The following is a 25,112-nucleotide window of genomic DNA, read 5'->3' as shown; positions in this document are numbered from 1 at the left end:
TGTTCTTTTTTACTGTAAACTATTCATCAATAAATTTCTTTAATTCCTGATAAGCGAATAGAGAAAGTATTTTGCTGTTCATCTTTTAATGAAAGCGTTTGGTCTGTTAAATCTAGGCGCTGTACTTTTCCTTTAAACGTTTGAAGCAAACCGTTTTTATAATAGTTAATTGTAACGGCCCCGTTTTTTCTTAATGCTTTTAAAATCATTTTCAAAACTCCTTCCATATTTAAAATGTGTATGATTAACGAGCTGTAACATTCATTTTCATTTGCATATTTTTATTATACACAAAAATAGAAAGCGTTTTCACTTAAAGTTTGAACACTTTGTGAAAACTTTAACAGAGAATGTGACAAATACATACAGAAACTGATTTATTTGTCGTATTCATCATAAAACACATTTATGAAAGGAGTGTTAAGAACGTGTTAAAACTTTATGGATGGAAGAATATTATAAAATATCGTTTGAAATGTCGTAGTGAATCCATTCATCGTTCGTTACATTTCCGCCCATTTTTCTGTAAAGCATTTGGGCTCTTGTATTATCATAAGCCGTTTCCCAAGACATAGCTGCATACTGATGTTCTTTTGTATACTGATGACTGGCCGAAAATAACTTTTCTCCAATTTTTTGTCCTCTTGCTTTTTCAGTAACGTACAAGTCATTTAAGATCGCTACAGGCTTTACACGCGTGGTGCTAAATGTAAAATAAAGCGTCGAAAACCCTACTGCCTCGTCATTTTGAGTCGCGATAAACTGAACGCCAGCATCCGGATGGTGAAACAAGTGATTAATTAAATTTCTCAGCTGCTTTTTGGTAGGCTGAGGGCGCTTGTAAAAATCAACAATGTATTCGTTCATTAATGAAATAAGTGCTTCCATGTCAGCGGCATTAGCTTGACGAATTGTAATAGTAGTCATTAAATCTTCTCCTTTTTAATCAGATGATCTACACTTATAGTAAAAGAAATGTATCCCCTCTAAAAGAGCCAGATTTGAAAAATAAAATAGGGACAGATGAAAGGAGCTAGCGTGAAGTTCACACCTTTATTAAACCGCAAAGATGATATGCCTTTGTATCACCAGCTATATGAATATATAAAAAAAGAAATTGTATCCAGCAGGGTTGAAGTAAATGACAAACTGCCGTCTATCCGGTCTCTTGCTGATTACTTGAATGTAAGTCGAAATACTGTAGATATGGCCTATCAGCAGCTTTTAGCTGAAGGATATGTAGAAAGCAGGCCCAAAAGTGGACTGTACGTAACGAATACACAGTTTGATTTACTGCAAACAGATAAAAAGCCGACTGTATTTTTACACCCTCACTCAGAAACAAAGTTGTGTACCTATGATTTTCGGTATGGAAAAGTTGATAGCCGTTTGTTTCCCTTGAATGAGTGGAAAAAACGATACAATGAAAGTCTTCAAACTTATAGAGAAGCGCTGTTCACGTACCAAGAAAGTCAAGGAGAAGAATCACTGCGAGAAGAAATTGCGACGTACCTTTATCAGTCAAGAGGAGTGGTTTGTTCAAAACATCAAATTATTATTGGAGCAGGTACGCAGCAATCACTCAGTTTATTAGCGCAGATGTTAAAGCAAAGCATCAGAGATATTGCCTTTGAAAATCCTTGTTATGACGGGGCTAGCTTTGTATTTAAGCAGCATGGATTTTCCTTAAAACCCGTGTCGCTTAATAACAAAGGTATAAACATCCAAGAGCTTTATGATAGCCTAGCACGAGCTGTTTATGTTACACCATCTCATCAGTTTCCATACGGAATGATCATGCCTGTTTCAAGAAGAATAGAGCTTCTTAAATGGGCGAATGACCGCAACGGGTTTATTATTGAAGATGATTATGACGGAGAATTTCGTTATAAAGGCTCCCCCATCCCTTCATTGCAAAGCTTAGACACTAAGGGGCGCGTCATTTATACGGGTACATTTTCAAAATCTTTTATGCCTTCTTTAAGAATCAGCTACCTTGTACTACCTGAAGTTCTTCTAAAAGAATATCATGAACGTTTCTCTTTATACGAGCAAGCTGTTCCAACTCTCCATCAACAGACGCTCGGGCTGATAATGAAAAATGGAGAGTGGAGTAAGCATTTAAGAAGAGTGAGAACTGCTTATCAACTGAAACACGGTACTCTTTTAGCAGCTTTACAGAAGGGGCTTAACAAAAACATCACGGTGTCAGGAGAATCTGCAGGTTTGCATATACTTGTACGCGTGCACAACGATATGAACGAACAGCAATTAATTAACGCAGCTCGAAAGCAAGATGTCTCCGTCTACGGTACCTCTCGTTATTGGCTTACGGAAGTACCTAAACAAAAGCCTCATATTTTGTTAGGCTTCGGAAGTTTAGGGAGAGAAGAAATAGAAGAAGGAATAAAACGATTAAAAAAAGCTTGGTTATAAATCCATGCTCGTTTTTTCGGTTTCTTGACAAAAGTTGCCTAGTCCTTTAGACTTTTTTGCATATATTTTAAATTATCTGAAAGGAGGATAGGGTAATCGAAGCTAACTGCTAGTGGACAACCCTAGATTAAACAATGAATCCTATCCAACAAATTTTACATACATTCCCTGTGATTGTACTAGATGGTGCAATGGCAACTGAACTTGAAAGATATGGCTGTGATTTAAACGACAGCTTATGGTCTGCAAAAGTGTTGATGGAGCAGCCGGAACTGATTAAGAGAGTCCACCAAGATTACTTTGCAGCGGGAGCTGACTGTGCAATTACAGCAAGTTATCAAAGTACATTTGAAGGTTTTGCTAAACGTGGTTTGAGTGAAGCAGAGGCTCGCGAGTTAATTCAAGCATCTGTAAAAATTGCGGCTGAAGCAAGAGATGAATTTTGGCAGCAAGAAGAGAATCGTCGTAATCGTCCAAAACCAATTGTCGCCGCTTCGGTAGGGCCTTACGGAGCATTTTTAGCAAACGGATCGGAATATACTGGACAGTATGACATAACAGAAGAAGAGTTAATGGAATTTCATCGTCCTCGTATGAAAGCATTAATTGAAGCAGGAGCGGACGTGTTAGCTTGTGAAACCATTCCTAATGTAATGGAAGCAAGAGCCATTGCGAGGCTGCTAGAAGAGTTTGAAGGAGCGTATGCATGGATTACGTTCAGCGCAAAAGATGATCTGCACATTAGCAGCGGAACATTAATCTCGGAGTGTGCACGCTACCTGGATTCCTATGAGCAAGTAGCGGCCCTTGGAGTTAACTGTACGCCGCCTCAATATATTTCTTCACTTATTAAAGAAATTAAATCTCAAACGGATAAGCCGGTCATTGTGTATCCAAATTCAGGGGAGCATTATGATGCTGAATCTAAAACATGGAACGGGACATCTGCGGGCGAAACGTATGGCTGCAGCGCTCACAGCTGGTATGAAGCAGGTGCTCAGTTAATCGGAGGGTGCTGTCGTACAACTCCAGATGATATCAAAGGCATTACAAAATGGGCTAGAAAATAACAGGTTGAAAGAAAGAGAATGTGAGAAAAGTGTTTCGCTAACGTTAAACACGAACGATCTATCAAAAATAGATAGTTCGTGTTTTTTATGGTCATGGTGAACGTAGGTTTCGTGTGCGCAGGTCCTTCTAGCTGTTGGTTGGAGGGCAAAGACTCCCGCGGAAAGCGGAGCCTTGCACGGAAATCAACAGCGGTGTCACAAGCAGTTCAGCTCATTTATTCCCATTTTCCGTCTGTAGATTGGATTCATTTTATTATGTCCCAACCTTTTTTTTCTGTAAAATAAAAGAATACAAGTTGAAAAATCTTTATTTGAACGAAAGAAGGGATGATGAAAGTGAAAGATATTAAAAATATTTATTGTGTAGGCCGGAACTACGCACTGCATGCAAAAGAATTACATAATGATATTCCAACATCACCTTTTTTATTTTCCAAACCTACTCACGCTCTCGTTGAAGCAGCTGGACAATCAATTACTCTTCCTAGCGACCAAGGAGAGGTGCACTTTGAAACTGAACTGATTCTTCATATTGGACAATCTTACAAAGAAGGCATAACAGTGGATGAACTTGTTGACGAGATGACGATTGGATTAGACTTGACGCTTCGAGACGTGCAGAGCGAATTAAAACAAAAAAAGCACCCTTGGCTGCTTGCAAAAGGATTCAAACATTCAGCGGTCGTGGGAAACTTTATTCCATTTGAAGGAGTAGAAGCATCTAAGAAGAAAGACTTTTCGCTAGTGAAAAACAATGAACGCGTGCAGCTGGGGAATATTAAAAATTTGATTTTTGACTTACAAACGATTATTGATTTTACAGGAAAACATTTTGGTCTTGATAAAGGAGATCTTATTTTTACAGGGACACCTGAGGGAGTAGGTCCGCTTTCTCATCATGATGAGCTTTCACTTAAATGGGGACAGCAAGAGCTTGGTTCCTGCATCATTTCCTTTCGTTAACAAAAAGAGGCTGGGACAAAAGTAGTTTAGTTGAAGGAAGATCCGAACGATGAATCGAGATTCTTGATAGAGAATCCAACTCGTTCGGATTTTTTATTGTGATGGTGAACGTAGATTATATATTTGCTTCTAGCTGTCGATTAGAGGGCAAAGCGAAGACTCCTGCGGGGGAAGTGGAATGGATGAGATCCTGCAGGAGCGTAAGCGACGAGGATGCTCAACGGCCGCCCTCGGAAAGCGAAGTCTTGCACGGAAATCAACAGCGGCGTACCACGCAGTCCAAATCATTTATCCCATTTGTTCGTATTTAGATTGTCTAGATTTCGTTATGCCTCAATCTCTTTTTTTGCGAAGTCTTAATTTTTTAGCCTTCAGAATGAATTTAATACCCAATGGGAAAGCTGTTTCTATCTCCTGTAGAAAACGAGGTCCTCAGCATGGTGCTCTTAATCCTTACAACGGTGATTTCTATTTTGAGCGTACTAGTTATGCCAAAACATATCAGCTGGATAGAAATGTACACAACTTCTTTGTTTGTCATGTTTTTAGGATCAGTAGCAGATGTATATCTTGATGTTAAATATAATCCTTATGGATTCTTTACAAAAGGAGTACCCAAACAGAAGTGTTTTATTATAACGAATGGAAGACGCTATACTCATTTTTTTGCTATCCTTTTCTTTATATAGCAATGGTTTTAAATTTAAAAATGATACGCAGGCTTTAGATTATCGATAAACAAAAATAGAAATAAAAAAAAGTAATGATAAATCATAAAAAAATGATATTTTATTAATGGCTACATATGTAATATAGTAAAAATAGAAAATAAACGAAGCAGCATATAAGCGGGGTTAGAAAACATCAAAACGGGAATCTTGACATTAACTTCATGTTTTTAACCATGTATTGTGAATGAATATACTTATTGCTAAATAATATGTTGTAGAAGGAATTTAGCAAAGGAGGCAAGAAGATGTTTAAGCGTAGTGAAAAAATCCAAATTCATGGCGCAACATTTCATGGAGTCATGAGTGCGAAGCAAAAAGCCGTCCTGCAGGAAATTGCTAATGTAACAGACGAAAAAGACTGGGATGGGCTAAAAGGTGTATATTGCTTAGGCAGTGTAAAGGTGCAAGGAAAAGATGTGCTAGGTGTGTACTATGGCCAATTTAATGATAACCTTCCAAAAGAGAAGCGCAAACTTCAGTTTGAAATTGACTATATTAAATATACAGTAACGGAATGTCCTATTGTCTTTATCGATACAACAAAAAATAAAAAGCCTCATCAATTTGCTTTTATCATTCTGCATGAATTAGGCCATCATGTAGATCGTATGACAAATGGAACGCTTTTAAAAGAAGGAAATAGAACGCAAGAAATGTTTGCTAATACTTATGCTTTAGAGAAATATTCAAAAATAGAAAAGTTCCAAACAAAGAAGTTGAAAAACATTCCATTTTTAGAGGAGTCTCTTACTCAATGGAATAAAACTCCTCATCCTGGAGCTTATTCTCTTAGAGTTCAAATTGAATAATTCACGAGAATAGTTCCTCTCTCTCCGTTTTTTATTTTCCTATCTTTTTTCCTCTTCCTTTCTTTTATCCTTCCAATGAACAAAAAGGATTTAATTACCCATAAAGTTTTAAAAGTTTTTATAGTACGAATTATTTACACTATACCCTCCTGTAAATTATGATTATTTTAAGAAAAAACAGAAAATTTTAAAGTTTTAAGGTACAACTTAATAGTGAACAAGCGATGTTGTAATCGTATAGACGAACTGGCATACATATGCGAGTCATACATACAAACGAATCGCTTCCACTGTTATGAAAGCGGATTCAAAAATAGGAGGGGTAATAATGTTAGCTATTCTTGGGTTTTTGATGGTTTGTACATTTATGTTTCTAATTATGACAAAACGATTAACGCCGCTTATTGCTTTAATGGTTATTCCAGTATTGTTTGCCATCATAGGGGGATTCACAAGTGATATTGGAGAAATGGCTTTAAATGGTGTAAAAGAATTAGCACCTACAGGCGTTATGTTAATGTTTGCTATTTTATATTTTGGAATTATGATTGATGCTGGTTTGTTTGATCCAGTTGTAGGAAGAATTTTAAAAATCGTAAAAGGTGATCCACTAAAAATCACAATTGGTACAGCTATTTTAGTTCTTATTATCTCATTAGATGGAGACGGAACAACAACATATATGATTACGCTTTCAGCGATGCTTCCGCTTTATAAAAAGCTAAACATGAAGCCGATGATTTTAGCCTGTATCGCTATTATGGGTAGTGGAGTTATGAACTTAACGCCTTGGGGCGGACCTACTGCTCGTGTGATGAGCGCATTGAAGTTAGATGCTTCACAGGTGTTTACACCACTTATTCCAGCCATGATTGGTGGAGCTGGTTGGTTATTATTCACGGCTTACTATTTCGGAAAAAAAGAGCGCCAGCGCTTAGGTGTTATTGATATTCAAGACGTCACAAATGCTCAAGTAGCTTTTGCGGAAGCAGCCGCTGCTGAAGGAATCGAGTACAAGCGTCCGAAGCTTTTATGGGTAAACTTTGCTTTAACAGCTCTATTATTAGTAGGACTTATCACAGCAGTTATGCCGCTTCAAATTCTATTTATGATTGGATTTGCAATCGCTATCATGATTAACTATCCAAATTTAGAAGTTCAAAAAGAGCGTATTACAGCACATGCTGGTAATGTACTTGCTGTTGTATCTCTTGTATTCGCAGCAGGCGTATTCACAGGCATTTTATCTGGTACAAAAATGGTAGATGCAATGGGTAATAGTTTAGTAGGATTAATTCCAGATGCGTTAGGGCCTTACATGTCTGTGATTACAGCCATCACAAGTATGCCATTTACGTTCTTTATGTCAAATGATGCTTACTACTATGGGATTTTACCAATTATTGCTCAAGCAGCTTCAGCATACGGTATTGATGCTGCAGAAATTGGCCGTGCTTCATTGATTGGTCAACCTGTTCACTTACTAAGTCCTTTAGTTGCTTCTACGTATCTATTGGTCGGTATGGCAAAAGTCGAGCTTGGTGAATTCCAGCGCTTTACTTTAAAGTGGACGATTGGAACAGCGATGGTAATGCTTTTAGTAGCTATTATTACAGGAGTTATTACGCTGTAAAGATCATGAACCTAAAAACTTATCAATTCCGCTTTTGGGATTGATAAGTTTTTTTGTCTAAAAAGCTTTTGGAATAAGGAGCGGATATACAAAAAATTTTGATAAAATAAAAGAGGAATAGAACTATAAGGTAAAGGCTAAAGGTGCGATGAAATGAAAAAATGGTTTCAAGTATCGCTGCAAACAAAAATCGTAGGTTTATCCGCAGCATTAATCATAACTGTTATTGTTCTTTTAGCGAGTATTTTCTCTTACATGCAGTTTGTAGAATCTAAAAGGCAAGCCGAGCAGCTTGCTCTACAAGCAGCTAAATCAATATCATTTATGCCCGAAGTCAAAGCTGCTTTTCAAAAAAAACAGCCGAGTCGCTATATTCAGCCGCTTGCCGAGCAAGTGAGGGAACAAATCGGAGCAGCAAGTATTGTGGTTCAAAACCGTGAGCAAATCATCTATTCTCATTCTAATCAAAAATGGATAGGAAAGAAAAACAAAGAGGCGGTTAACGATAGAGCACTATTATTCGGCGGATATTATACGCTTGACGGAGAGGGAACCACAGGTCCTGCTATTATGGGGAAAGCGCCTATTGTCATCAGTCACGGAAAGTATACGGAGGTCGTAGGAGTAGTGACGGTTGAGTTTTTAAAGTCTCATGTTCATGCTCAGCTTATTACGCGTATTCAGCAAATTATCATATTTTCACTAGCTGTTTTATTACTTGGTATGATCGGAGGTATTTTTTTAGCTAAAAGTATTAAAAAAGATACTCTCGGTCTTGAGCCCCATGAAATCGCTTCTTTATACCGTGAACGAAATGCGATTTTACTTTCGATAAAAGAAGGAATTATTGCTATTGATCATCAAGGCTTTATTACGATGATGAATACATCAGCTAAAAATATGCTAGGGCTACAGGCGGAATATTTACATCATCATATCATTGAAGTATTTCCTTATACGAATATGATTGAAGTGCTAGATACAGGAATAGCCCGAAGCGACCAAGAGATTTTTCTAAATGAAAAAACGTTTATCTTAAACTTAACACCTATTATTGAACATCAACGAATTGTAGGAGTGGTCGCTAGTTTTCGTGATAAGACAGAATTAAAAAGCTTAATCAATACGATTTCAGAAGTACGAAGGTATTCAGAGGATTTACGAGCTCAAACGCATGAGTTTACGAATAAGCTGTATGTTTTGTCGGGTTTGCTGCAGTTAGGGCAGTACAAAGATGCATTTGAGTTTATTCAAAAAGAATCAGCCGTACACCAAACACAAAATCGTATTCTATTTGATCAGATATTAGATTCTAAAGTCCAAGCAATATTGCTTGGGAAGATTGGAAAAGCATCTGAAAAGAAAATTCACTTTTCGGTTGATTCGGAGAGTACACTCGATACGCTCCCAGAACATATTGAAATTTCTCATCTCATTATCATTATTGGGAACTTAATTGATAATGCATTTGAAGCGGTGAGTCAGCAGTCTAAAAAAGAAGTGTCGTTTTTTATTACCGATATTGGTCATGATTTAATTATTGAAGTGATGGATAACGGACCAGGTATATCAGAAGAAGTACTAAATCAAATTTTCACAAAAGGTTTTTCAACCAAAGGTACAGATAGAGGATACGGACTGGCAAATATAAAGAAAATGGTAGATGAACTTGGAGGATCTATTGAAGTGTATAATCAGCCAGAAGGAGGAGCCATTTTTTCAGTTTACCTTCCAAAAAACTGAACCATGAGAAGTAAGGGGAGAGTCGAAATGTTACGAGTCGCAATTGCAGAAGACGATTTTCGAATTGCTCAAGTTCAAGAGCGATTTTTATTAGAAGTAGATGATGTAGAAGTTGTAGGTAAAGCGTTGAATGCAAAAGAGACGCTTGAAATGCTAAAGGAGAAGAAAGTTGATTTACTTCTTTTAGACATCTATATGCCAGATGAAATGGGAACGGATTTACTGCCAAAAATTAGAGCGCAGTTTCCACAAGTTGACGTTATCGTGGTAACGGCTGCAACAGAAAAAAACATTGTAGAAATCTGTTTGAGAAACGGCGTCGTTAATTATTTGATTAAGCCCGTTATGATGGAATCCTTCATTAATGCTATTAAACAGTATCAAGAGAAAAAGGAACTGTTTAGTACGCATGAAGAAGTTGATCAATCATTTATTGATGCGTACTTTGGACATGTCAGAACAAAGCCAAAAGCGGATAAATCTCTTCCTTCAGGTATTGATGGTATCACATTACAAAAGTCAAAAGACATTTTAAAAAGCATCAAAGGAATTACAATCGAAGAGATGGGGCAACAAATGGGAGTATCTAGAACGACAGCTAGACGATATTTAGAGTATCTAGTATCAACTGGTGAATGTCACGTTGAATATGATTATGGGATTATTGGACGGCCGGAGCGCAAGTACTATTTAGCGTAGCATTAGCCTTGAAGGATGGTATATATGATCAAAAAGCTCATGATAGTGTTTATAAGTGTATTGCTTGTTAGCTGTTCTTCTCCCTCTAAAAAAGAACGTATTGATATGAAAAAAATTGAAATTGTGGCAGCCGGTGCAAAAGGCGGAGGAGCAGATGTAACAGTAAGAGCCATTCAACAAGTGCTAACGGAAAAGAAGATTGTGAAGGTACCCGTTTCGGTTAGTAATAAAATAGGTGGGCAAGGTGAAGAAGGATGGAAATATATTAAACAGAGAAAAGAAGGGAATATTGTTTCCGGAAATTCCAGTTTGCTGATTACAAATAATTTGCTAGGGCAAAGTCAATTAACCTATAAAGACTTTACTCCGCTCGCTATTTTAACATCTGAATGGGAGGTCATCGTGGTCCCTGCTAACTCTCCTATATATAATTTAAAACAGCTCATACGCACGTTAAATCAAAGTGAATCCAGTATGAAAGTGGGAATATCACCTCGCTTAGGAAACGACGATCATTTATCGTTCATGCAGCTAAATAAAAAAGCAGGCGTAGACTCTTCCAAGCTTGAGTTCTTCGTTTACAACAGCAGTCATAAAGTGATCGATGCGCTCGTTCATCATCAGCTAGATGTAGCACCTATGTCATTATCAGAAGTAAAAAAGCAGTACGAACAAGGGCAGGTAAGAATACTCGCCGTTTCTTCTCCCAGCAGGCTAGAAGAGCTAAAAGAGATCCCCACGTGGAAAGAAGCGGGAATTGACGTAACATTTAGCCATTGGAGAGGTCTAATGGGACCGCCTAATATGACCAAAGAGCAGGTAGCATATTGGAATAAGACAGTGTATGAAATGGTTCATACAAAAGAATGGGAACAACTGCTTAAAGATAACGATTTAACCTCTTTTTATAAAAATAGCAGCGGTGCTAAGGTATTTCTTGAACAGCAAAGCAAGCTGTATTCTGACTTAATGGGTGGAACAAATGATGAATAAATACAATAGAAAGAGGTTGGGACAAAAGAATTTTAGACGAAGTGAAAAACGAACCATTGATCAAGATGTTTGATTCGTGGTTCGTTTTTTTGTTGTGGTAAGCATAGTTTCATCTGTTTCGTTCCTTCTAGCAGTTGATTGGAGGGCAAGACGAAGACTCCTGCGGAAAAAGCGGAACAGGTGAGACCACAGGAGCGTAAGCGACGAGGAGGCTCACCGGCCGCCCGCGGAAAGCGAAGTCTTGCACGGAAATCAACTGCGGTGTCAAAAGCAGTTCAGCTCATATATCCCATTTGTTCGTCTTTAGATTGAATTCATTTCGGTATGTCTCAACCTCTTTCTATCAGTGTACATCCTTTAAATCCAAGTTTTGAATGAACTCAATAAAAGCTTTTACGATGTTAATTTTTAATGAATCCTCATGATAAAACATCCATGTACTGCGTGTTAAAGGCTGCTGGTCTTTTGTTTTTAACGTGTATCTGTAAATCTCTGCTGCGTCATCAAGCAGCATACTCGGCAAAATCGCATAACCGAGTCCGTTTACAACCATCTTTTTGCATGTTTCTGCTTTATCCACTTCAATACTGACAAGGGGAGGCTGAGAGTAATTTTCAGCCCACCAGTTATCAACAGATGTTTTTAAAAAACGATCTTGGTGATAGTCAATTCGAGGTATATTGGGAAGGTTGTTTATGTCAACAGGCTGTGCAGACGCAATGCAAATCGTTTCTTTAAAAAGCAACTCTTTCTGATCCTGCCAGTTATAATCACCTTTTACAAACGCAATATGAACATCGTGCTTATAAAGTAAGTGGGCCATGTCACTGCTCCATCCGGTCGTGACTTTGAATTCAACGTCAGGAAATCGCTCTTTAAATAACCGTAATAGTCCAGGGAGCTTGTAGTCAGTGAAAAAGTTAGACACTCCTAGACGTAAAGTACCGGTTAATTGATCATCCATGTTTAACACATTTTCTTTTATTTTTTGAAGCGTGAGCAGCATTTCTTCTGCGCACTTCACTAAATATTCTCCCTGCGGTGTAAACTGAACTCCGCGGCGTCCTCTGTTCACAATCTGAACATGAAATTCCTTCTCCATCTGCTGCAGTCTATGCGTAAGCGCAGGCTGAGAGATAAACAGCTCCTTGGCCGCTTTTGTAATGTTTTTTTCTCGATACAACACTTGTAGAATAAGCCAATCTCGATCGTCCATACTACCCCTCCAGGAATAAAAAAAATGAATGGTTTATAATAAAATTTCGATATTTTAATTATCTCTAAAATTATACTATAGTTAAGAAGAGGAATGTTCGGTGTAAGAAAGAAAAGCCTTGTAGAAGGAAGGAAGTAGATATGAACGCAAGAATTATTTTTTTACAATCTATATTTTTTATTTTATTAACAAGCGTGGGAGGATTTCTTTTATCGTTAACAGGCTTATCCATTGGCTGGATGCTTGGGACCCTCATTTTAGCTGCTATTCTAGCTTTCCGAAAGCCGGGTTTTTTATCTCAAACAAGCAAAAAAGGTATTCCAAAATATTGGCTGTACGCAGGACAGTGTATTTTAGGAATTGAATTAGGTCAAAAGATTAACTTGTCTGTATTAACTACGTTTCAATCTCACTGGTCCACCATTACGATCATGCTTTTGCTGTCCGTTGTTTTTTCTCTTTTATCCGGTTATTTGCTATGGAAGTTCAGTTCCACAGACTTATTAACAAGCTTTTTCGGCACGACTCCTGGAGGAATGAGCGCAATGCCAGGCATGGCTGAAGAGGTAGGGGCCAATACGGCAGTTGTAAGCATCATTCAAACGATGCGCGTGTTTTTAGTTGTGCTTGCTGTTCCTTTATTTGTGGTCTATTGGGGAAGTAATACAGGTCGGCATGCAGTGTCAGCTACTCCAAGTATTTTTGGGTGGGAATCACTGCTATGGACAGGCGTTTTAATCGTTACAGCAGTAGTAGGCTATTATATAGGAAAAAAACTAAAATTTCCTGCTCCTTGGTTAGTAGGGGGAATGCTTACTGTTGCGATTGTTCAAACAGCTGCTTCATCGTACGCGGGCTATAATCTTCAAGCATACTGGCCTCATTCTGTGATGATTTTATCGCAAATTTTTATCGCGTCAAGCATTGGTTCTCGCTTCCATAAAGAAATGTTTATTGGCGTAAAAAAAATTATAGTTGTTGCGCTTATTAATACAATCGGCTTAATTGCTGCTATGTTTGTTTGTGCACTATTCGTCTCCAAAATAACTGGAATTGAGCTTATTACGTCTATTTTAGCTTTTGCTCCTGGAGGCATTGCAGAAATGGCGACTACATCCATTGTATTGCAAGCCGATTCGACGTTGGTAGTAGCGGTCCAAGTGCTTCGAATTTTAACCATTTGGCTGCTTCTTCCTCCGCTGTTTCGCATGTTTCATCAATGGGGAGAAAGAAAAAGAATACATTCACACGTTTCATAATAAATATGTGAATGCACTAGGCAAAGTAAGAGAGAGTTTTAAAGAGGGAAATGGGGGGAGAATAGATGAGCAATAAAGAAATGGTGGTCAGTCAGTTCGGGGGGAATGCTGGAAAGTACGTCAAAAGTAAAGGTCATGCGAAAGGCAAAGATTTAGCTGTTTTAGCGGAAATTGCTGAAGAAAATAGAGGAGGAAAGCTGCTTGATGTAGCAACAGGAGGAGGACACGTGGCAAATAAGCTAGCACCTGTCTTTCAAGAAGTAACGGCTTTTGACTTAACTCCTCAAATGTTGCAAAGTGCTGAAGGCTTCATTACAGGAAATGGTCATGAAAACGTATCTTTTGTTCAAGGAGATGCTGAAGATATGCCATTTCAAGATGACGAGTTTGATACTGTAACGTGCAGAATTGCACCGCACCATTTTCCAAACATTAAACAGTTCATCAAAGAGGTATATCGAGTGTTAAAGCCAGGCGGACAATTCTTGCTCATTGACAATGTAGCCCCGGAAGTGAATGCTTATGACGAGTTTTATAATCGAGTTGAAAAGACAAGAGATCCAAGCCATTATCGTGCTTATAAAAAAACAGAGTGGCTTTCTATGCTTGAAATGCAAGGATTCCGTATAGAAGTGCTGACAACTTTTCCAAAGCGCTTTTTATTTGATGACTGGTGTGGGATGATGAATGTTCCGGAAGAGACAAAGCGTGATCTTACTCAATATATGCTGAATATACCAAGCGGATTTAAGCAGTTTTTCGAAATCAAAACGAATCAACAAAGAATTGAATCGTTTCAAGGAGAAGCAATCTTTGTAGCTTGTTACAAGAATAAATAAAAAGAAGCCAACTCACCGGAGTTGGCTTCTTTTTTACTTATGCTCGTTGTTTTGAACGATTTCCAAAATATTGAGTAATACGGTCTAAAATAATCGCTAAAATAACGATTGAAATTCCGGCTTCAAAGCCCGTGCCAACTTCAAGTCGAGAAACTGCACGATATACTTCCGCACCAAGTCCCGGAGCACCTACAAGAGAGGCGATAACAACCATTGAGAGAGATAGCATGATGCTTTGGTTAATTCCTGCCATGATTGTTTTTGTAGCTAATGGAAGCTGTACTTTAAATAATTTTTGTTTTGTTGTTGAACCGTAGGCATTTGCTGCTTCTACTAAGTCAGCAGGTACTTCACGGATACCTAAGTTCGTTAAGCGAATCGTTGGAGGCATTGCAAAGATAACAGATGAGATAACACCTGGTACCACACCGATTCCAAAGAAGAAAAGTGCTGGAATCAAATAAACAAATGCGGGCATTGTTTGCATAAAGTCTAAGATTGGCGTAATAATTCGAGCCGTCTTTTCGCTTTGAGATGCCCAAATGCCTAGCGGGATTCCTAATATAATCGAAATCAATACGCTTGTTAAAACGAGGGCGAGTGTGTCCATTGTTTCTTGCCAGTAGCCAAGGTTAAGAATAAATAACAGGCCAATCATCGATAAAATAGTAAACGACCATTTTTTACTTGAAAACCAAGCAATGATTCCGACAATTAAGATTAAAATTAATGCTGGGGGAAAGGTTAGCACTAGTACAATAAAACTTACAATACCATCGACAATAGCTGAAATAACATCAAAGAATCCTTTGATATTGTCATTTAAAAACGTGACAAAATGGTCAATCCAATTGCCAACGGGAATTTTAGGGATACTATTCATTTACGTTCACCTCATTACTATCAGTACCGGCGAGTGCTTCAATCACTCGTTCTTTTTTTATGATGCCGCGCAGACGATGGTTTTCATCTACAACTGGTAGCGGAAAGCGACTGATAACCATTTTGTCGTACAAGTTTTCTAGTAGCGTATCTGTTGTAACAGTCGGAATATCCGTATCTAATACGTCTGCTGTCAGTTTATCTTGTTTAATGGCGCGGCTAATATCATCTGCGGTTACAACTCCTAGAAGAGTTTTTTTCTTGTCTACTACATAGATGCTTGAATAACCAGCTTCTTGCATAATTTTAAGCGCCACGCGCGGACCTCGGTCTACGGTAATGGATTCGGCACGATTCATCACGCTTTCAGCTGTGTATACTTTAGCTACATTAACGTCTTCGACAAAACGCTCGACATAATCATTAGCGGGATTTGTCATAATTTCTTCGGGTGTTCCTACTTGAACAACACTGCCGTCTTTCATTAATACGATTCGATCTCCGATTCGAAGGGCTTCATCAAGATCATGGGTAATAAAAATGATTGTTCGTTCCATTTTTTCTTGAAGCTCTAGTAAGAAATCTTGCATATCTTTACGAATAAGCGGATCTAATGCACTGAATGCTTCATCCATTAGTAAAATGTCAGGGTCATTGGCAAGCGCTCGAGCGAGTCCGACACGCTGCTGCATACCGCCGCTCAGTTCACCAGGATATTGATTTTCGTATCCTTTTAAACCTACTAGTTCAAGCGCTTCTTTTGCTTTTTTTTCACGTTCGGCCTTTGGTGTACCTTGAACTTCTAATCCGTATTCTGTGTTATCAAGAACTGTACGGTGAGGGAATAAGGCAAAGTTTTGAAAGACCATGCTCATTTTTTTTCGGCGCATGTCGCGAAGTTCCTCTTTGTTCATTTTTACTACATCGGCACCGTCTAAAATAAGGGATCCAGATGTTGGTTCAACAAGGCGATTAAACATACGAACTAAAGTGGATTTACCACTTCCAGACAGTCCCATAATAACGAAGATTTCACCGGATTTGATTTCGAAGTTTGCTTGATTAACTCCGATTGTCATTCCTGTTTCTTCTAGAATTTCTTTTTTTGTTTTTCCTTTTTGAAGTAAATCAATCGCTTTTGACGGATTCTTACCAAACACTTTGGTTATATTTTTTACTTTTAATTTTACGTGTTCCATATGTCCACCTCAATTGTTGTTTTCTTTTACGTTCATTAATCTTTTGTCCAACTGTCGACTAGCTTTTTATGCTTTTTTACCCATTCTTGCGCTGCTTCTTCAGGATTGGAAGATTTTTCGACTTGTGACAGAAGAGGACTGATTAATTTATCATTCATCTGTGCATTATTCATCCATTTTATGACTTGAGGATTTGTCTTTTTAAATTCCTTGCTTGTCATTGTGTAAATGTTGTCAGGATCTCCAAACGAATTTTTAGGATCTTTTAAGTATTTGATATCAAAGTCTGCAAAAGCCCAGTGCGGATTCCACATAGTAACAACAATTGGTTTTTTGGCATCATAAGCTTTGCGCAGTTCACTGAGCATAGCTGCTTCAGACGATTTTACAAGCGTATAGCTTTTTAGGTTATAATCTTTTAACGCTTGTTCGGCTAATCCGTTAATACTGGAGCCTGGGTCAATTCCAATGACTTTGTTATCGACATCGGAAGCAACTTTAGCAAGGTCTTCCGTTGTGTTCACGTCTTTCATGTAGGAGGGAACTGCGAATCCTAAGCGTGCGTTTTTAAGCCAAGGGTCTTCAATGTTCACTTGATCTTTATATTTTTTGTAAAAAGGCGCATCTGTTGTAGGGAGCCATGGTGCAAATGAAATATCAATGTCGTCATTAGCTGTTCCTACCCAAACACCAGCTTTCTCTAAGAAAACAGTTCTAACCTTGTAGCCTCGATCTTCTAAAATGTGTTTCCAGACGTACGTGTAGGCGATGTTTTCAGTATAGTTATTCATGCCGATGGTAATGGTTTTTTTATCTTTAAATGCTCCATTACCGTTACCGCAAGCTGAAGTAATAACTAGAAGAAAACAAGTCATGCTGATTAACAATAGTTTCTTCATGCAATGTAACTCCTTTATAAAGTTTTAAATCAAACTGATTAATATGTAAAACGGCTACTAAACACAACGAAATGTATACCCGCTTTTTCAAATGATAAACCTAGAAAATTTAAAATGTGAAATAAACATGGTGGATGATTTTAGATGATGTAAAGTTATTTTTAACTAAAAATGTACATCGTAGTTAAGAGAAATTATGGGAAATAAATGGATGGAATAAGTGACTGTTGAATCAGTTTTACATGTTACCACTCTTTTTTTTACTCCGTCAACTTCAAGTCAAGAGTAATTAGACGATCAAGCTGTATAAATAAACGCGAAAAAGTATCTTTCTAATATAGTTATTTTTTGGGAAGAATAGGTGCTTAAAGAGCGTTGTATCAGCTTTTGCCTTGAATTATAAAAGGAAGGGAAATAACAGTGAGATATATAAGAACCCTGAAGGGAAATTGATAAAATAAAAAATATTTTGGAAGCCGGCATATGACCAATTTTTTAATTAAATTTAAAGATTCAGAAAATTTTATCTTGCGTAATTCTGGTTGCTTATAGTAAAATGAATGAAAGTCATTCATTTTATAGGTGGAGGGAAAGAGTTGGTTACAAGCACAAGTGAAAAATACGATAAAATCTTACAGGCAGCGATTGAAGTTATATCTGAAAAGGGGCTTGATAAAACGTCAATTTCAGACATTGTAAAGCGTGCAGGCGTAGCTCAAGGAACTTTTTATCTTTATTTTAGATCCAAAAATGCCCTTGTTCCTGCTATTGCAGAAAACTTACTTTCTTTGTCGCTTGAAAAAATTAAAGAAAGAGCTAAAGCAGCAACAAATTTTTTAAGTACATTAGAGGTAATGATTGACGAAACGTATAAAACAACAGATGAATATAGAGATGTTCTTGTTTTATGCTATTCGGGGCTTGCTTTTGACTATTCATTAGAAACATGGGAAGCTATTTATTTACCTTATTACAACTGGTTTGAAGAGGTATTAAATGAGGCTGTAAAAAAAGAAGAAGTCATCAAGCAGCTTAACGTTAAATGGACAGCTAAAACGATGATCAATTTGATTGAAAATGCTGCTGAACTTTTTTATATCGGGCGAGAGCAAGATGTCACACTTGAGCAATCGAAGGAAGAACTTTTTCAATTCTTAAAGCGTTCTCTTGTGCCATCCGTGTAATATTAGCGCTGCTGGTATTACACCTATCAAAATGACTGACATTCATTCAAAATATATAATTAATTATCAGAATTATAAGTTTTTAAAAGTTTAAAATGACTGACAATCAGTCGTTATTTAATAAGGAGGTATCTTATGGATCGTACAGCCGTTAAAACGTTAACTTTGAATATGTACATAAACGGAGAGTGGAAAAAAGCAGAGAAGCAGCGTCCTACTGTTAATCCAGCTACAGGTGAAGTGATTGGATATGCTGCAGAAGGCAGCATAGAAGATATGAAAACAGCGATTGGAGCAGCACGAGAAGCCTTTGACAGCGGAATTTGGTCTGAGACTTCTGCATCTGAAAGAGCAGCTATCTTATTTAAAATTGCCGATAAGATTGAAGAAGCGAAAGAAGAATTAGCAGCGCTAGAAACAATGGATAACGGAAAGCCCTATCGCGAAGCTGAGGCTGATGTGGAAGATGCAGCTGCTTGTTTTAGGTATTACGCTGGATTAATTACAAAGCCAGACGGTCAAACGTACAGTGTTCCGGCACCTATGCAAGCAATGGTTATAAAAGAACCAATTGGGGTGTGCGGACTGATTGTACCTTGGAATTATCCGCTGTTGATGAGCGTGTGGAAAATTGCACCTGCTTTAGCTGCAGGAAATACGATTGTATTTAAACCTTCTGAAGTGACACCGGTTACTCCTACAAAACTTTTTGAGATTTTAGAAAGCGTAGGATTGCCAAAAGGAGTAGCAAACCTTGTTATGGGAGCCGGAGATACTGTGGGAAATACGCTTATTCAAGATAAGCGTGTTGATAAGATTTCCTTTACAGGAGGAACGGTAACTGGAAAACACATTATGCGTCAAGCAGCAGAGAATGTAACGAAAGTCTCTTTAGAACTTGGAGGAAAGTCACCGAACATTATATTTGCGGACGCTGATTTTGAAACAGCTGTAGATTATGCCTTATTTGGAATTTTTGCAGGGAGCGGCCAAATTTGCGCTGCAGGTTCTCGTATTTTAGTAGAAGAAAGCATCGCTGAGAGATTTATCGAACGTTTTGCAGAGCGTGCTCAAAAAATTAAAGTAGGAAATGGAATGGATCAAGAGATTGAAATGGGCCCTCTTGTAAGTGAAGAACATATGAAAAAAGTATTAAAGTACATCGAAATTGGAAAGCAAGAAGGCGCCCGCCTTGTATGCGGAGGCAATCGAATCACTAGCAGTGGATTGGAAAAAGGATTCTTTGTAGAACCTACGGTTTTTAGTAACGTTACGTCAAATATGAAAATTGTGCAAGATGAAATCTTTGGACCCGTTGTCGTTATTCAAACGTTTAATAACGAAAAAGAAGCTATTAAGCTTGCAAATGATACGGAATATGGTTTGGCAGGCAGTGTGTTTACAAACGACGGTGCAAAAGCTCTTCGGGTGATTAAAAAGCTGCGTGCGGGCATCACTTGGGTAAACACATATCATTTTACATTTAACGAAGCGCCTTGGGGCGGATATAAGCAGAGCGGAATTGGTCGAGGACTGGGCACGTTTGGATTGGAAGAATTTCAAGAAGTAAAACAAATTAATATTAATTTACAAGTAGAGCCAATCGGCTGGTTTAAAAATTAAAAAGTAGAGAAGGAGCGATATAAAAATGAATACAGTGACGAAAAATCAAGAGGTAAACAAAGCATATGGTGAAGTAAACGAATATATCAACAAAGTATTGGGGCTTATTGAAAAAAGCCAAGTGTCAGCTGAAGAAGCACAGTGGATTACGAAAGAAACAGTAGACGGATTTCGTGAGCATGTCAACCCAGGCTTTTTAGAATATCGCAAAACAGTAACGGTGGATACGCAGTTTGCAGCTGTTGAATGGTCAGATGAAGGCTCTTGTTTTACGGATGTAAACGGTAAAAAATACATTGATTGTTTGGGCGGATTTGGAATTTATAACGTGGGGCACCGCCATCCTAAAGTAGTCAAAGCTGTTCAAGATCAGCTTCAGCGTCAAGCGCTCCATAGCCAAGACTTATTAGATCCACTTCGTGCGATGCTTGCGAAAATTTTAGCAGATATTACACCGGGTGATTTGAAGTATTCCTTTTTCACAAACAGCGGAACAGAAAGTGTAGAAGCCGCTTTAAAATTAGCGAAAATGTATAGTGATCGAACAACGTTTATTTCCACAACACGTTCTTTTCACGGAAAAAGTCTAGGTTCTTTATCAGGTACGGCAAAAGGAATGTTCCGTAAACCATTTCTGCCGTTAATTCCAGGTTTCCGTCACGTGCCGTTTGGTGATATTGACATGATGCGTAAAACATTTGAAACGTGCGCGCTTGTAGGGGAAGATGTGGCAGCTGTTTTATTAGAACCGATTCAAGGAGAAGGTGGCATTATTCTTCCTCCTGAAAATTATTTAAAAGAAGTGCGTGCACTATGTGATGAGTACGACGCTATCTTAATTTTTGATGAAGTTCAAACAGGTATGGGACGTACCGGTGAAATGTTTGCATCAGAACTATATGATGTTGTACCCGATATTTTATGTCTTGCTAAAGCGTTTGGAGGAGGAGTTATGCCTGCTGGGGCAGTCGTAGCAAAAGAAAAAGTGTTTTCAAGCTTCTTTGATAATCCTTTTATGCACACGACAACGTTTGGAGGCAACCCGCTTGCCTGCGCAGCCGCTATTGCAACCATTAACGTGTTGATTGAAGAACAGCTGCCAAACCGTGCAAAAGAGCTGGGAGAATATTTCCTTGCTGGTTTAAAGAAAGCCGCTGAAAAACATGGAGATAAAGTACTTGAAATCAGAGGGCAAGGTTTAATGATTGGAATTGAGTTTCACCAAGATGAAATTGGCTACGCGCTTTCTAAAGGTATGTTTGATGAAGGGATTCTAGTAGCCGGGACGCTTGTAAACTCTAAAACAATTCGTATTGAGCCGCCGTTGACTATTTCAGCGGAAGAAGTAGATCAAGTCATTTCTACATTTGAAAAAGTATTAAATGAGCTGAACCACCAATAAATGTAACAAGGAGCAATGAATATGAGTCGGCAAACGTTTCTTATTCCCGTATTGCTTTCAATGATTTTAGTAGTGGAAATGCCTAGAGACTAACTGAAATCATTGAAACGGAGGAGTGAATTATGAAATATCCATTGTCCCCAGATGTCAAACCAGAATTTTGTACAACGGGCTCATTTATGAGGCTGCCAGCGGAAAGAGAAAATGCCAAAGTAGGGCTAGTAGGGATGCCGTTTGATACGGCAGCATCTTTTAGAGTAGGTGCGCGCTTTGCACCTCAGGCAATTCGGCAAGCTTCCATGACGCTGTTTCCTTATCACCCGGTACACGACGTATATCCATTCGATGATACAAATGCTATCGATATTGGTGATGTGCCCGTTATTCCGCATAATATTCACAGAAGCTATGAATTAATGGAGGAAGCAGTAGGCACTCTTATGGATAGAGGAATTGTTCCAATTGGAATTGGAGGAGATCATTCGATTACCTTAGCAAGCCTTCGTGCTGCTGCTAAAAGATATGGTCCAGTGGCTATGATTCATTTTGATTCTCATACAGACACGTGGGATACGTATTACGATGAAAAATATTGGCACGGATCTCCTTTTATACGCGCATATGAAGAAGGGCTAGTAGATCCAAAGAAGGTCTTTCAAATTGGTATCAGAGGAACATTAAATCATCCGGGAGATGTTCAAGAAAGCAAAGACCTTGGTTATCATGTAGTAACGGCAGGGGAGCTTGAACATCAAGGATTTTCAGTGATTTTAGAGCAAATGAAGACAGCGATTGGAGATACGCCGTGCTTTTTAACGTTTGATATTGATTTTGTTGATCCTTCTTGTGCACCAGGAACAGGAACGCTTGAAGTAGGCGGATTCAGCAGCAGAGAAACGCTAAAAATGATCCGTTCTCTGACGGAATTTAACTATGTTGGATTTGACCTGGTGGAAGTGCTGCCTTCTTATGATCCAACTCAGATAACCTCGTTGCTTGCAGCTACAATCATTCATGATTTTGCTAGTTTAGTTGCAGTGAAAACGAAAAGAGAGTCATTAGATACGATGATTGAATAACGGCTTGTAAGCAGAAATCCCTCTTATTCAGAGGGTATTTCTGCGTTGATATAGCAGGAGATTAGGAACATATAGCTATTTAAAATAAAGCGCTTTCATAATATGATAAAAGAAAAAGATAGTTTGTTAGCAACCCTTACCAACTTAAAGAAATAAATCATATATTTGTTATAGTAAATGTAACTACTCTTTATATAAAAATGAATGAAAGTCATTCATTTTTATATAAAGAAATTAAATACAGGCATTTATGGATTTAATTGTCAGAATGTTCTTAATAAATAGAAGGGGGAAGATAAATGAAACATGAAACAGTAACATTAAAAAGGTCGTTGAAATTATGGCAGATTGTATTAATGGGGATCGGATATATGACTCCGATGGTAGTGTTTGATACGTTTGGGATTGCGTCTGATATGACGAATGGACACGTTCCCACGTCTTATATAATAGCCCTTGTCGGGATGCTTCTCACGGCAGTAAGCTACAAAAAGATGATTCAAGTGTTTCCAAATGCAGGGTCAGCTTATACATATACGCAAAAGACAATCAATCCGCATTTAGGGTTCTTAGTTGGCTGGTCTGCACTAATGGATTATCTCTTTTTACCGATGGTTAACGCACTTATTTTTCAAATTTATTTATCATCTATTTTTCCTTCGGTACCATCGTGGATTTGGGTTGTCAGCTTCGTCATTATCGTTACGCTGCTAAATTTACGAAGCGTTAATTTCACCGCCAATTTCAATACGTTTCTTGTTATATTTCAAATGACGATTTTAGTATTGTTTGTTGCTGTTTCAATCAAATCCTTGCTAGGAGGAATGGGAGAAGGTACTCTTTTTTCTATGAAGCCTTTCTTTAATCAGAACATGACGTCATCAGGGCTAATAGCGGGAGCCACACTTATGTGTTTTTCCTATTTAGGATTTGATGCAGTGGCTATGTTATCAGAAGAAACGCCCAATCCTAAAAAAACGATTCCGCAAGCTATTTTTTTAGTTGCGTTAATCGGAGGAGTCATGTTTACCGTGACATCTTATTTTATTCAAGCGGTTTTTCCAACGTTAGAAGGATTTAAGCATCCAGACGCTGCGGCTCCTGAAATTGCTATGTATGTGAGCGGTACGCTGTTTCAAATTGTCTTTTTAGCTGGAGGAATTGCAGGAACATTATCATCAGGCATGTCATCGCATGCAAGCGTTTCGCGTTTATTATACGTAATGGGACGCGATCGAATTTTACCTCAGTCATTTTTTGGTTATGTTCATCCTAAGCTGCGCACTCCCTCTCGAAATATTGTATTAGTCGGATTTGTATCAGCAACTGCCATTTTCTTCAGTCTGGCAACGGCTACGTCATTTATTAATTTTGGAGCACTCATTGCGTTTTCTTTTGTTAATATTTCGGTTATTGCGCACTATGCTGTTCATCAAAAGCAGCACCGGTCGGCTAAGGGTTTTTGGTCATACATTATTATGCCACTATTAGGAGCAGCGGCGATTGGCGTTTTATGGCTTAACTTGGAGCGCAATTCATTTTTACTTGGTATTGGCTGGGCGATTGCTGGTTTAGTTTATTTAGCGTATGCAACGAAAGGTTTTAGAAGGCAGCTGTCTTCCATTGAGTTTAAGGAAACAGAAGAAATGTCACCTTTGATGAAAGTCGGAGAAAAGTAAGGATAGAAACTACCTGTTTAAGCCTATCTTATTAAGGAAGCCACATTTATGGATTACGTATTTTGAACGTGTTACTATGTAAGAACGATAAGATAGAAAAAGGTAGGTAAATTATGATTAAAGCAGTTGTGTTTGATTTTGATGGATTAATTATTGATACAGAATCAGTGTGGTATGAGGTATACCGCGAAATGTTAGAAGACAGGGGAGTAGATCTACCGATTGCAACGTTTGCTTCTTATGTAGGAACGGATGCTACAGCACTTTACGATTACTTGCTTCAGCAGTTTAACAATGAGTTCACAAAAGAGGAACTAGCTCAAGAATCGTTAAGACGTCATCAAGAAAAAATGAAATCATTAGTAGCCCGAGAAGGTGTAGCGGAGTACTTGGCAGAAGCAAAAGAACTTGGATTAAAAATTGGTTTAGCAAGCAGCTCATATCGAGACTGGGTAACAGCATTTTTAAAAGAGCTAGATTTGCTGCACTATTTTGAAGTCATTCAAACGCGCGATGATGTAGAAAAAGTGAAGCCAGATCCGGCTCTTTACCGAAATGCAATTGAAAAGCTAGGAGTAGAGCCCTCTGAAGCTTTAGCATTTGAAGATTCTTCTAATGGTGCGAAAGCTGCTATGGCAGCAGGCTTACGCTGTGTGATTGTACCAAATCCGTTAACTAAACATCTGTCATTCGAGAGATATCACTTACACATTGAATCGATGAAAGAGAAAACTTTAAAAGAAGTAATTCAGTATCTTTGTATTGAAGACTAAC

The 25,112-nt window shown here is 38.2% G+C and carries 23 protein-coding genes; 17 read left to right on the top strand and 6 right to left on the bottom strand.

Annotated features, from left to right (window positions below; genetic code table 11):
- Positions 1-26: 26 nt before the first annotated feature.
- Both LAV82_RS10665 and LAV82_RS10660 read right to left on the bottom strand, forming a co-directional pair.
- The gene (locus LAV82_RS10665) at positions 27-227 is read right to left on the bottom strand and encodes a YolD-like family protein (RefSeq protein WP_074893948.1); all 201 of its coding nucleotides are present in this window, start codon (positions 225-227) and stop codon (positions 27-29) included.
- Positions 228-456: 229 nt separating this feature from the next.
- Positions 457-927 (bottom strand): GNAT family N-acetyltransferase, encoded by a 471-nt coding sequence (locus LAV82_RS10660; RefSeq protein WP_029324837.1) that lies wholly within the window; start codon positions 925-927, stop codon positions 457-459.
- A gap of 111 nt (positions 928-1,038) precedes the next feature.
- Between LAV82_RS10660 and pdxR the strand changes: the two genes are divergently transcribed.
- From pdxR to LAV82_RS10615, 9 genes are all read left to right on the top strand, one after another.
- Positions 1,039-2,436 (top strand): MocR-like pyridoxine biosynthesis transcription factor PdxR, encoded by a 1,398-nt coding sequence (gene pdxR, locus LAV82_RS10655; RefSeq protein ID WP_013055554.1) that lies wholly within the window; start codon positions 1,039-1,041, stop codon positions 2,434-2,436.
- 134 nt (positions 2,437-2,570) lie between these two features.
- Positions 2,571-3,506: a homocysteine S-methyltransferase gene (gene mmuM / locus LAV82_RS10650; protein WP_211078384.1), complete on the top strand. Its 936-nt coding sequence runs from the start codon at positions 2,571-2,573 to the stop codon at positions 3,504-3,506.
- Positions 3,507-3,836: 330 nt separating this feature from the next.
- Positions 3,837-4,469, top strand: coding sequence for a fumarylacetoacetate hydrolase family protein (locus LAV82_RS10645; protein ID WP_035439371.1), 633 nt, complete (start codon positions 3,837-3,839; stop codon positions 4,467-4,469).
- Positions 4,470-5,445: 976 nt separating this feature from the next.
- Positions 5,446-6,009 (top strand): ImmA/IrrE family metallo-endopeptidase, encoded by a 564-nt coding sequence (locus LAV82_RS10640; protein ID WP_211078387.1) that lies wholly within the window; start codon positions 5,446-5,448, stop codon positions 6,007-6,009.
- Between the two features lie 328 nt (positions 6,010-6,337).
- Complete coding sequence (locus LAV82_RS10635) at positions 6,338-7,642, top strand: CitMHS family transporter (protein ID WP_013055558.1); 1,305 nt, start codon at positions 6,338-6,340, stop codon at positions 7,640-7,642.
- Between the two features lie 153 nt (positions 7,643-7,795).
- On the top strand, positions 7,796-9,385 hold the full coding sequence (locus LAV82_RS10630) for an ATP-binding protein (protein ID WP_211078388.1): 1,590 nt from the start codon (positions 7,796-7,798) through the stop codon (positions 9,383-9,385).
- Positions 9,386-9,412: 27 nt separating this feature from the next.
- Positions 9,413-10,084: a response regulator gene (locus tag LAV82_RS10625; protein ID WP_499716058.1), complete on the top strand. Its 672-nt coding sequence runs from the start codon at positions 9,413-9,415 to the stop codon at positions 10,082-10,084.
- 24 nt (positions 10,085-10,108) lie between these two features.
- Positions 10,109-11,077, top strand: a complete 969-nt coding sequence (locus tag LAV82_RS10620; protein WP_499716057.1) for a tripartite tricarboxylate transporter substrate binding protein — start codon at positions 10,109-10,111, stop codon at positions 11,075-11,077.
- 180 nt (positions 11,078-11,257) lie between these two features.
- Positions 11,258-11,389 (top strand): hypothetical protein, encoded by a 132-nt coding sequence (locus tag LAV82_RS10615; protein WP_499716137.1) that lies wholly within the window; start codon positions 11,258-11,260, stop codon positions 11,387-11,389.
- A gap of 31 nt (positions 11,390-11,420) precedes the next feature.
- Here LAV82_RS10615 and LAV82_RS10610 read toward each other — a convergent pair whose 3' ends face one another.
- Positions 11,421-12,293, bottom strand: coding sequence for a LysR family transcriptional regulator (locus LAV82_RS10610; RefSeq protein WP_013055563.1), 873 nt, complete (start codon positions 12,291-12,293; stop codon positions 11,421-11,423).
- 140 nt (positions 12,294-12,433) lie between these two features.
- Between LAV82_RS10610 and LAV82_RS10605 the strand changes: the two genes are divergently transcribed.
- Both LAV82_RS10605 and LAV82_RS10600 read left to right on the top strand, forming a co-directional pair.
- Positions 12,434-13,552 carry an AbrB family transcriptional regulator gene (locus LAV82_RS10605; RefSeq protein ID WP_013055564.1) on the top strand — a complete coding sequence of 373 codons (1,119 nt, stop codon included), beginning with the start codon at positions 12,434-12,436 and terminating at the stop codon, positions 13,550-13,552.
- Between the two features lie 65 nt (positions 13,553-13,617).
- Positions 13,618-14,391, top strand: a complete 774-nt coding sequence (locus LAV82_RS10600) for a class I SAM-dependent methyltransferase (RefSeq protein ID WP_013055565.1) — start codon at positions 13,618-13,620, stop codon at positions 14,389-14,391.
- Between the two features lie 37 nt (positions 14,392-14,428).
- Here LAV82_RS10600 and LAV82_RS10595 read toward each other — a convergent pair whose 3' ends face one another.
- Genes LAV82_RS10595 through LAV82_RS10585 form a run of 3 tightly spaced genes read right to left on the bottom strand, consistent with a single transcriptional unit; the run spans position 14,429 to position 17,371 of the window.
- Positions 14,429-15,274: an ABC transporter permease gene (locus tag LAV82_RS10595; protein WP_499716055.1), complete on the bottom strand. Its 846-nt coding sequence runs from the start codon at positions 15,272-15,274 to the stop codon at positions 14,429-14,431.
- Positions 15,267-16,472, bottom strand: coding sequence for a glycine betaine/L-proline ABC transporter ATP-binding protein ProV (proV, locus tag LAV82_RS10590; RefSeq protein WP_013055567.1), 1,206 nt, complete (start codon positions 16,470-16,472; stop codon positions 15,267-15,269). The genes LAV82_RS10595 and proV overlap by 8 nt, the downstream gene beginning before the upstream one ends.
- Before the next feature lie 35 nt (positions 16,473-16,507).
- On the bottom strand, positions 16,508-17,371 hold the full coding sequence (locus tag LAV82_RS10585; RefSeq protein ID WP_251441921.1) for a glycine betaine ABC transporter substrate-binding protein: 864 nt from the start codon (positions 17,369-17,371) through the stop codon (positions 16,508-16,510).
- A gap of 596 nt (positions 17,372-17,967) precedes the next feature.
- Here LAV82_RS10585 and LAV82_RS10580 point away from each other — a divergent pair.
- The 6 genes from LAV82_RS10580 (at position 17,968) to LAV82_RS10555 (ending at position 25,111) form a co-directional block, all read left to right on the top strand.
- A complete protein-coding gene (locus LAV82_RS10580; protein WP_029324845.1) occupies positions 17,968-18,555 on the top strand; it encodes a TetR/AcrR family transcriptional regulator in 588 nt (195 codons plus the stop codon).
- A gap of 135 nt (positions 18,556-18,690) precedes the next feature.
- The gene (locus LAV82_RS10575; RefSeq protein ID WP_499716054.1) at positions 18,691-20,178 is read left to right on the top strand and encodes an aldehyde dehydrogenase family protein; all 1,488 of its coding nucleotides are present in this window, start codon (positions 18,691-18,693) and stop codon (positions 20,176-20,178) included.
- A 25-nt stretch (positions 20,179-20,203) separates the two neighbouring features.
- Positions 20,204-21,580 (top strand): putrescine aminotransferase, encoded by a 1,377-nt coding sequence (locus LAV82_RS10570; RefSeq protein ID WP_013055571.1) that lies wholly within the window; start codon positions 20,204-20,206, stop codon positions 21,578-21,580.
- A gap of 122 nt (positions 21,581-21,702) precedes the next feature.
- Positions 21,703-22,659 (top strand): agmatinase, encoded by a 957-nt coding sequence (gene speB, locus LAV82_RS10565; RefSeq protein WP_029324846.1) that lies wholly within the window; start codon positions 21,703-21,705, stop codon positions 22,657-22,659.
- Positions 22,660-22,958: 299 nt separating this feature from the next.
- Positions 22,959-24,338 (top strand): APC family permease, encoded by a 1,380-nt coding sequence (locus LAV82_RS10560; RefSeq protein ID WP_499716053.1) that lies wholly within the window; start codon positions 22,959-22,961, stop codon positions 24,336-24,338.
- 116 nt (positions 24,339-24,454) lie between these two features.
- A complete protein-coding gene (locus tag LAV82_RS10555) occupies positions 24,455-25,111 on the top strand; it encodes an HAD family hydrolase (RefSeq protein ID WP_029324848.1) in 657 nt (218 codons plus the stop codon).
- Position 25,112: the final 1 nt, after the last annotated feature.

Origin of the sequence: Bacillus sp. ILBB4, from assembly GCF_035064545.1 — a bacterium.
GTDB lineage: Bacteria > Bacillota > Bacilli > Bacillales > Bacillaceae_H > Priestia.
Note: the sequence above shows the minus strand (reverse complement) of the source record. Positions and strands in the feature narration are given on the sequence as shown.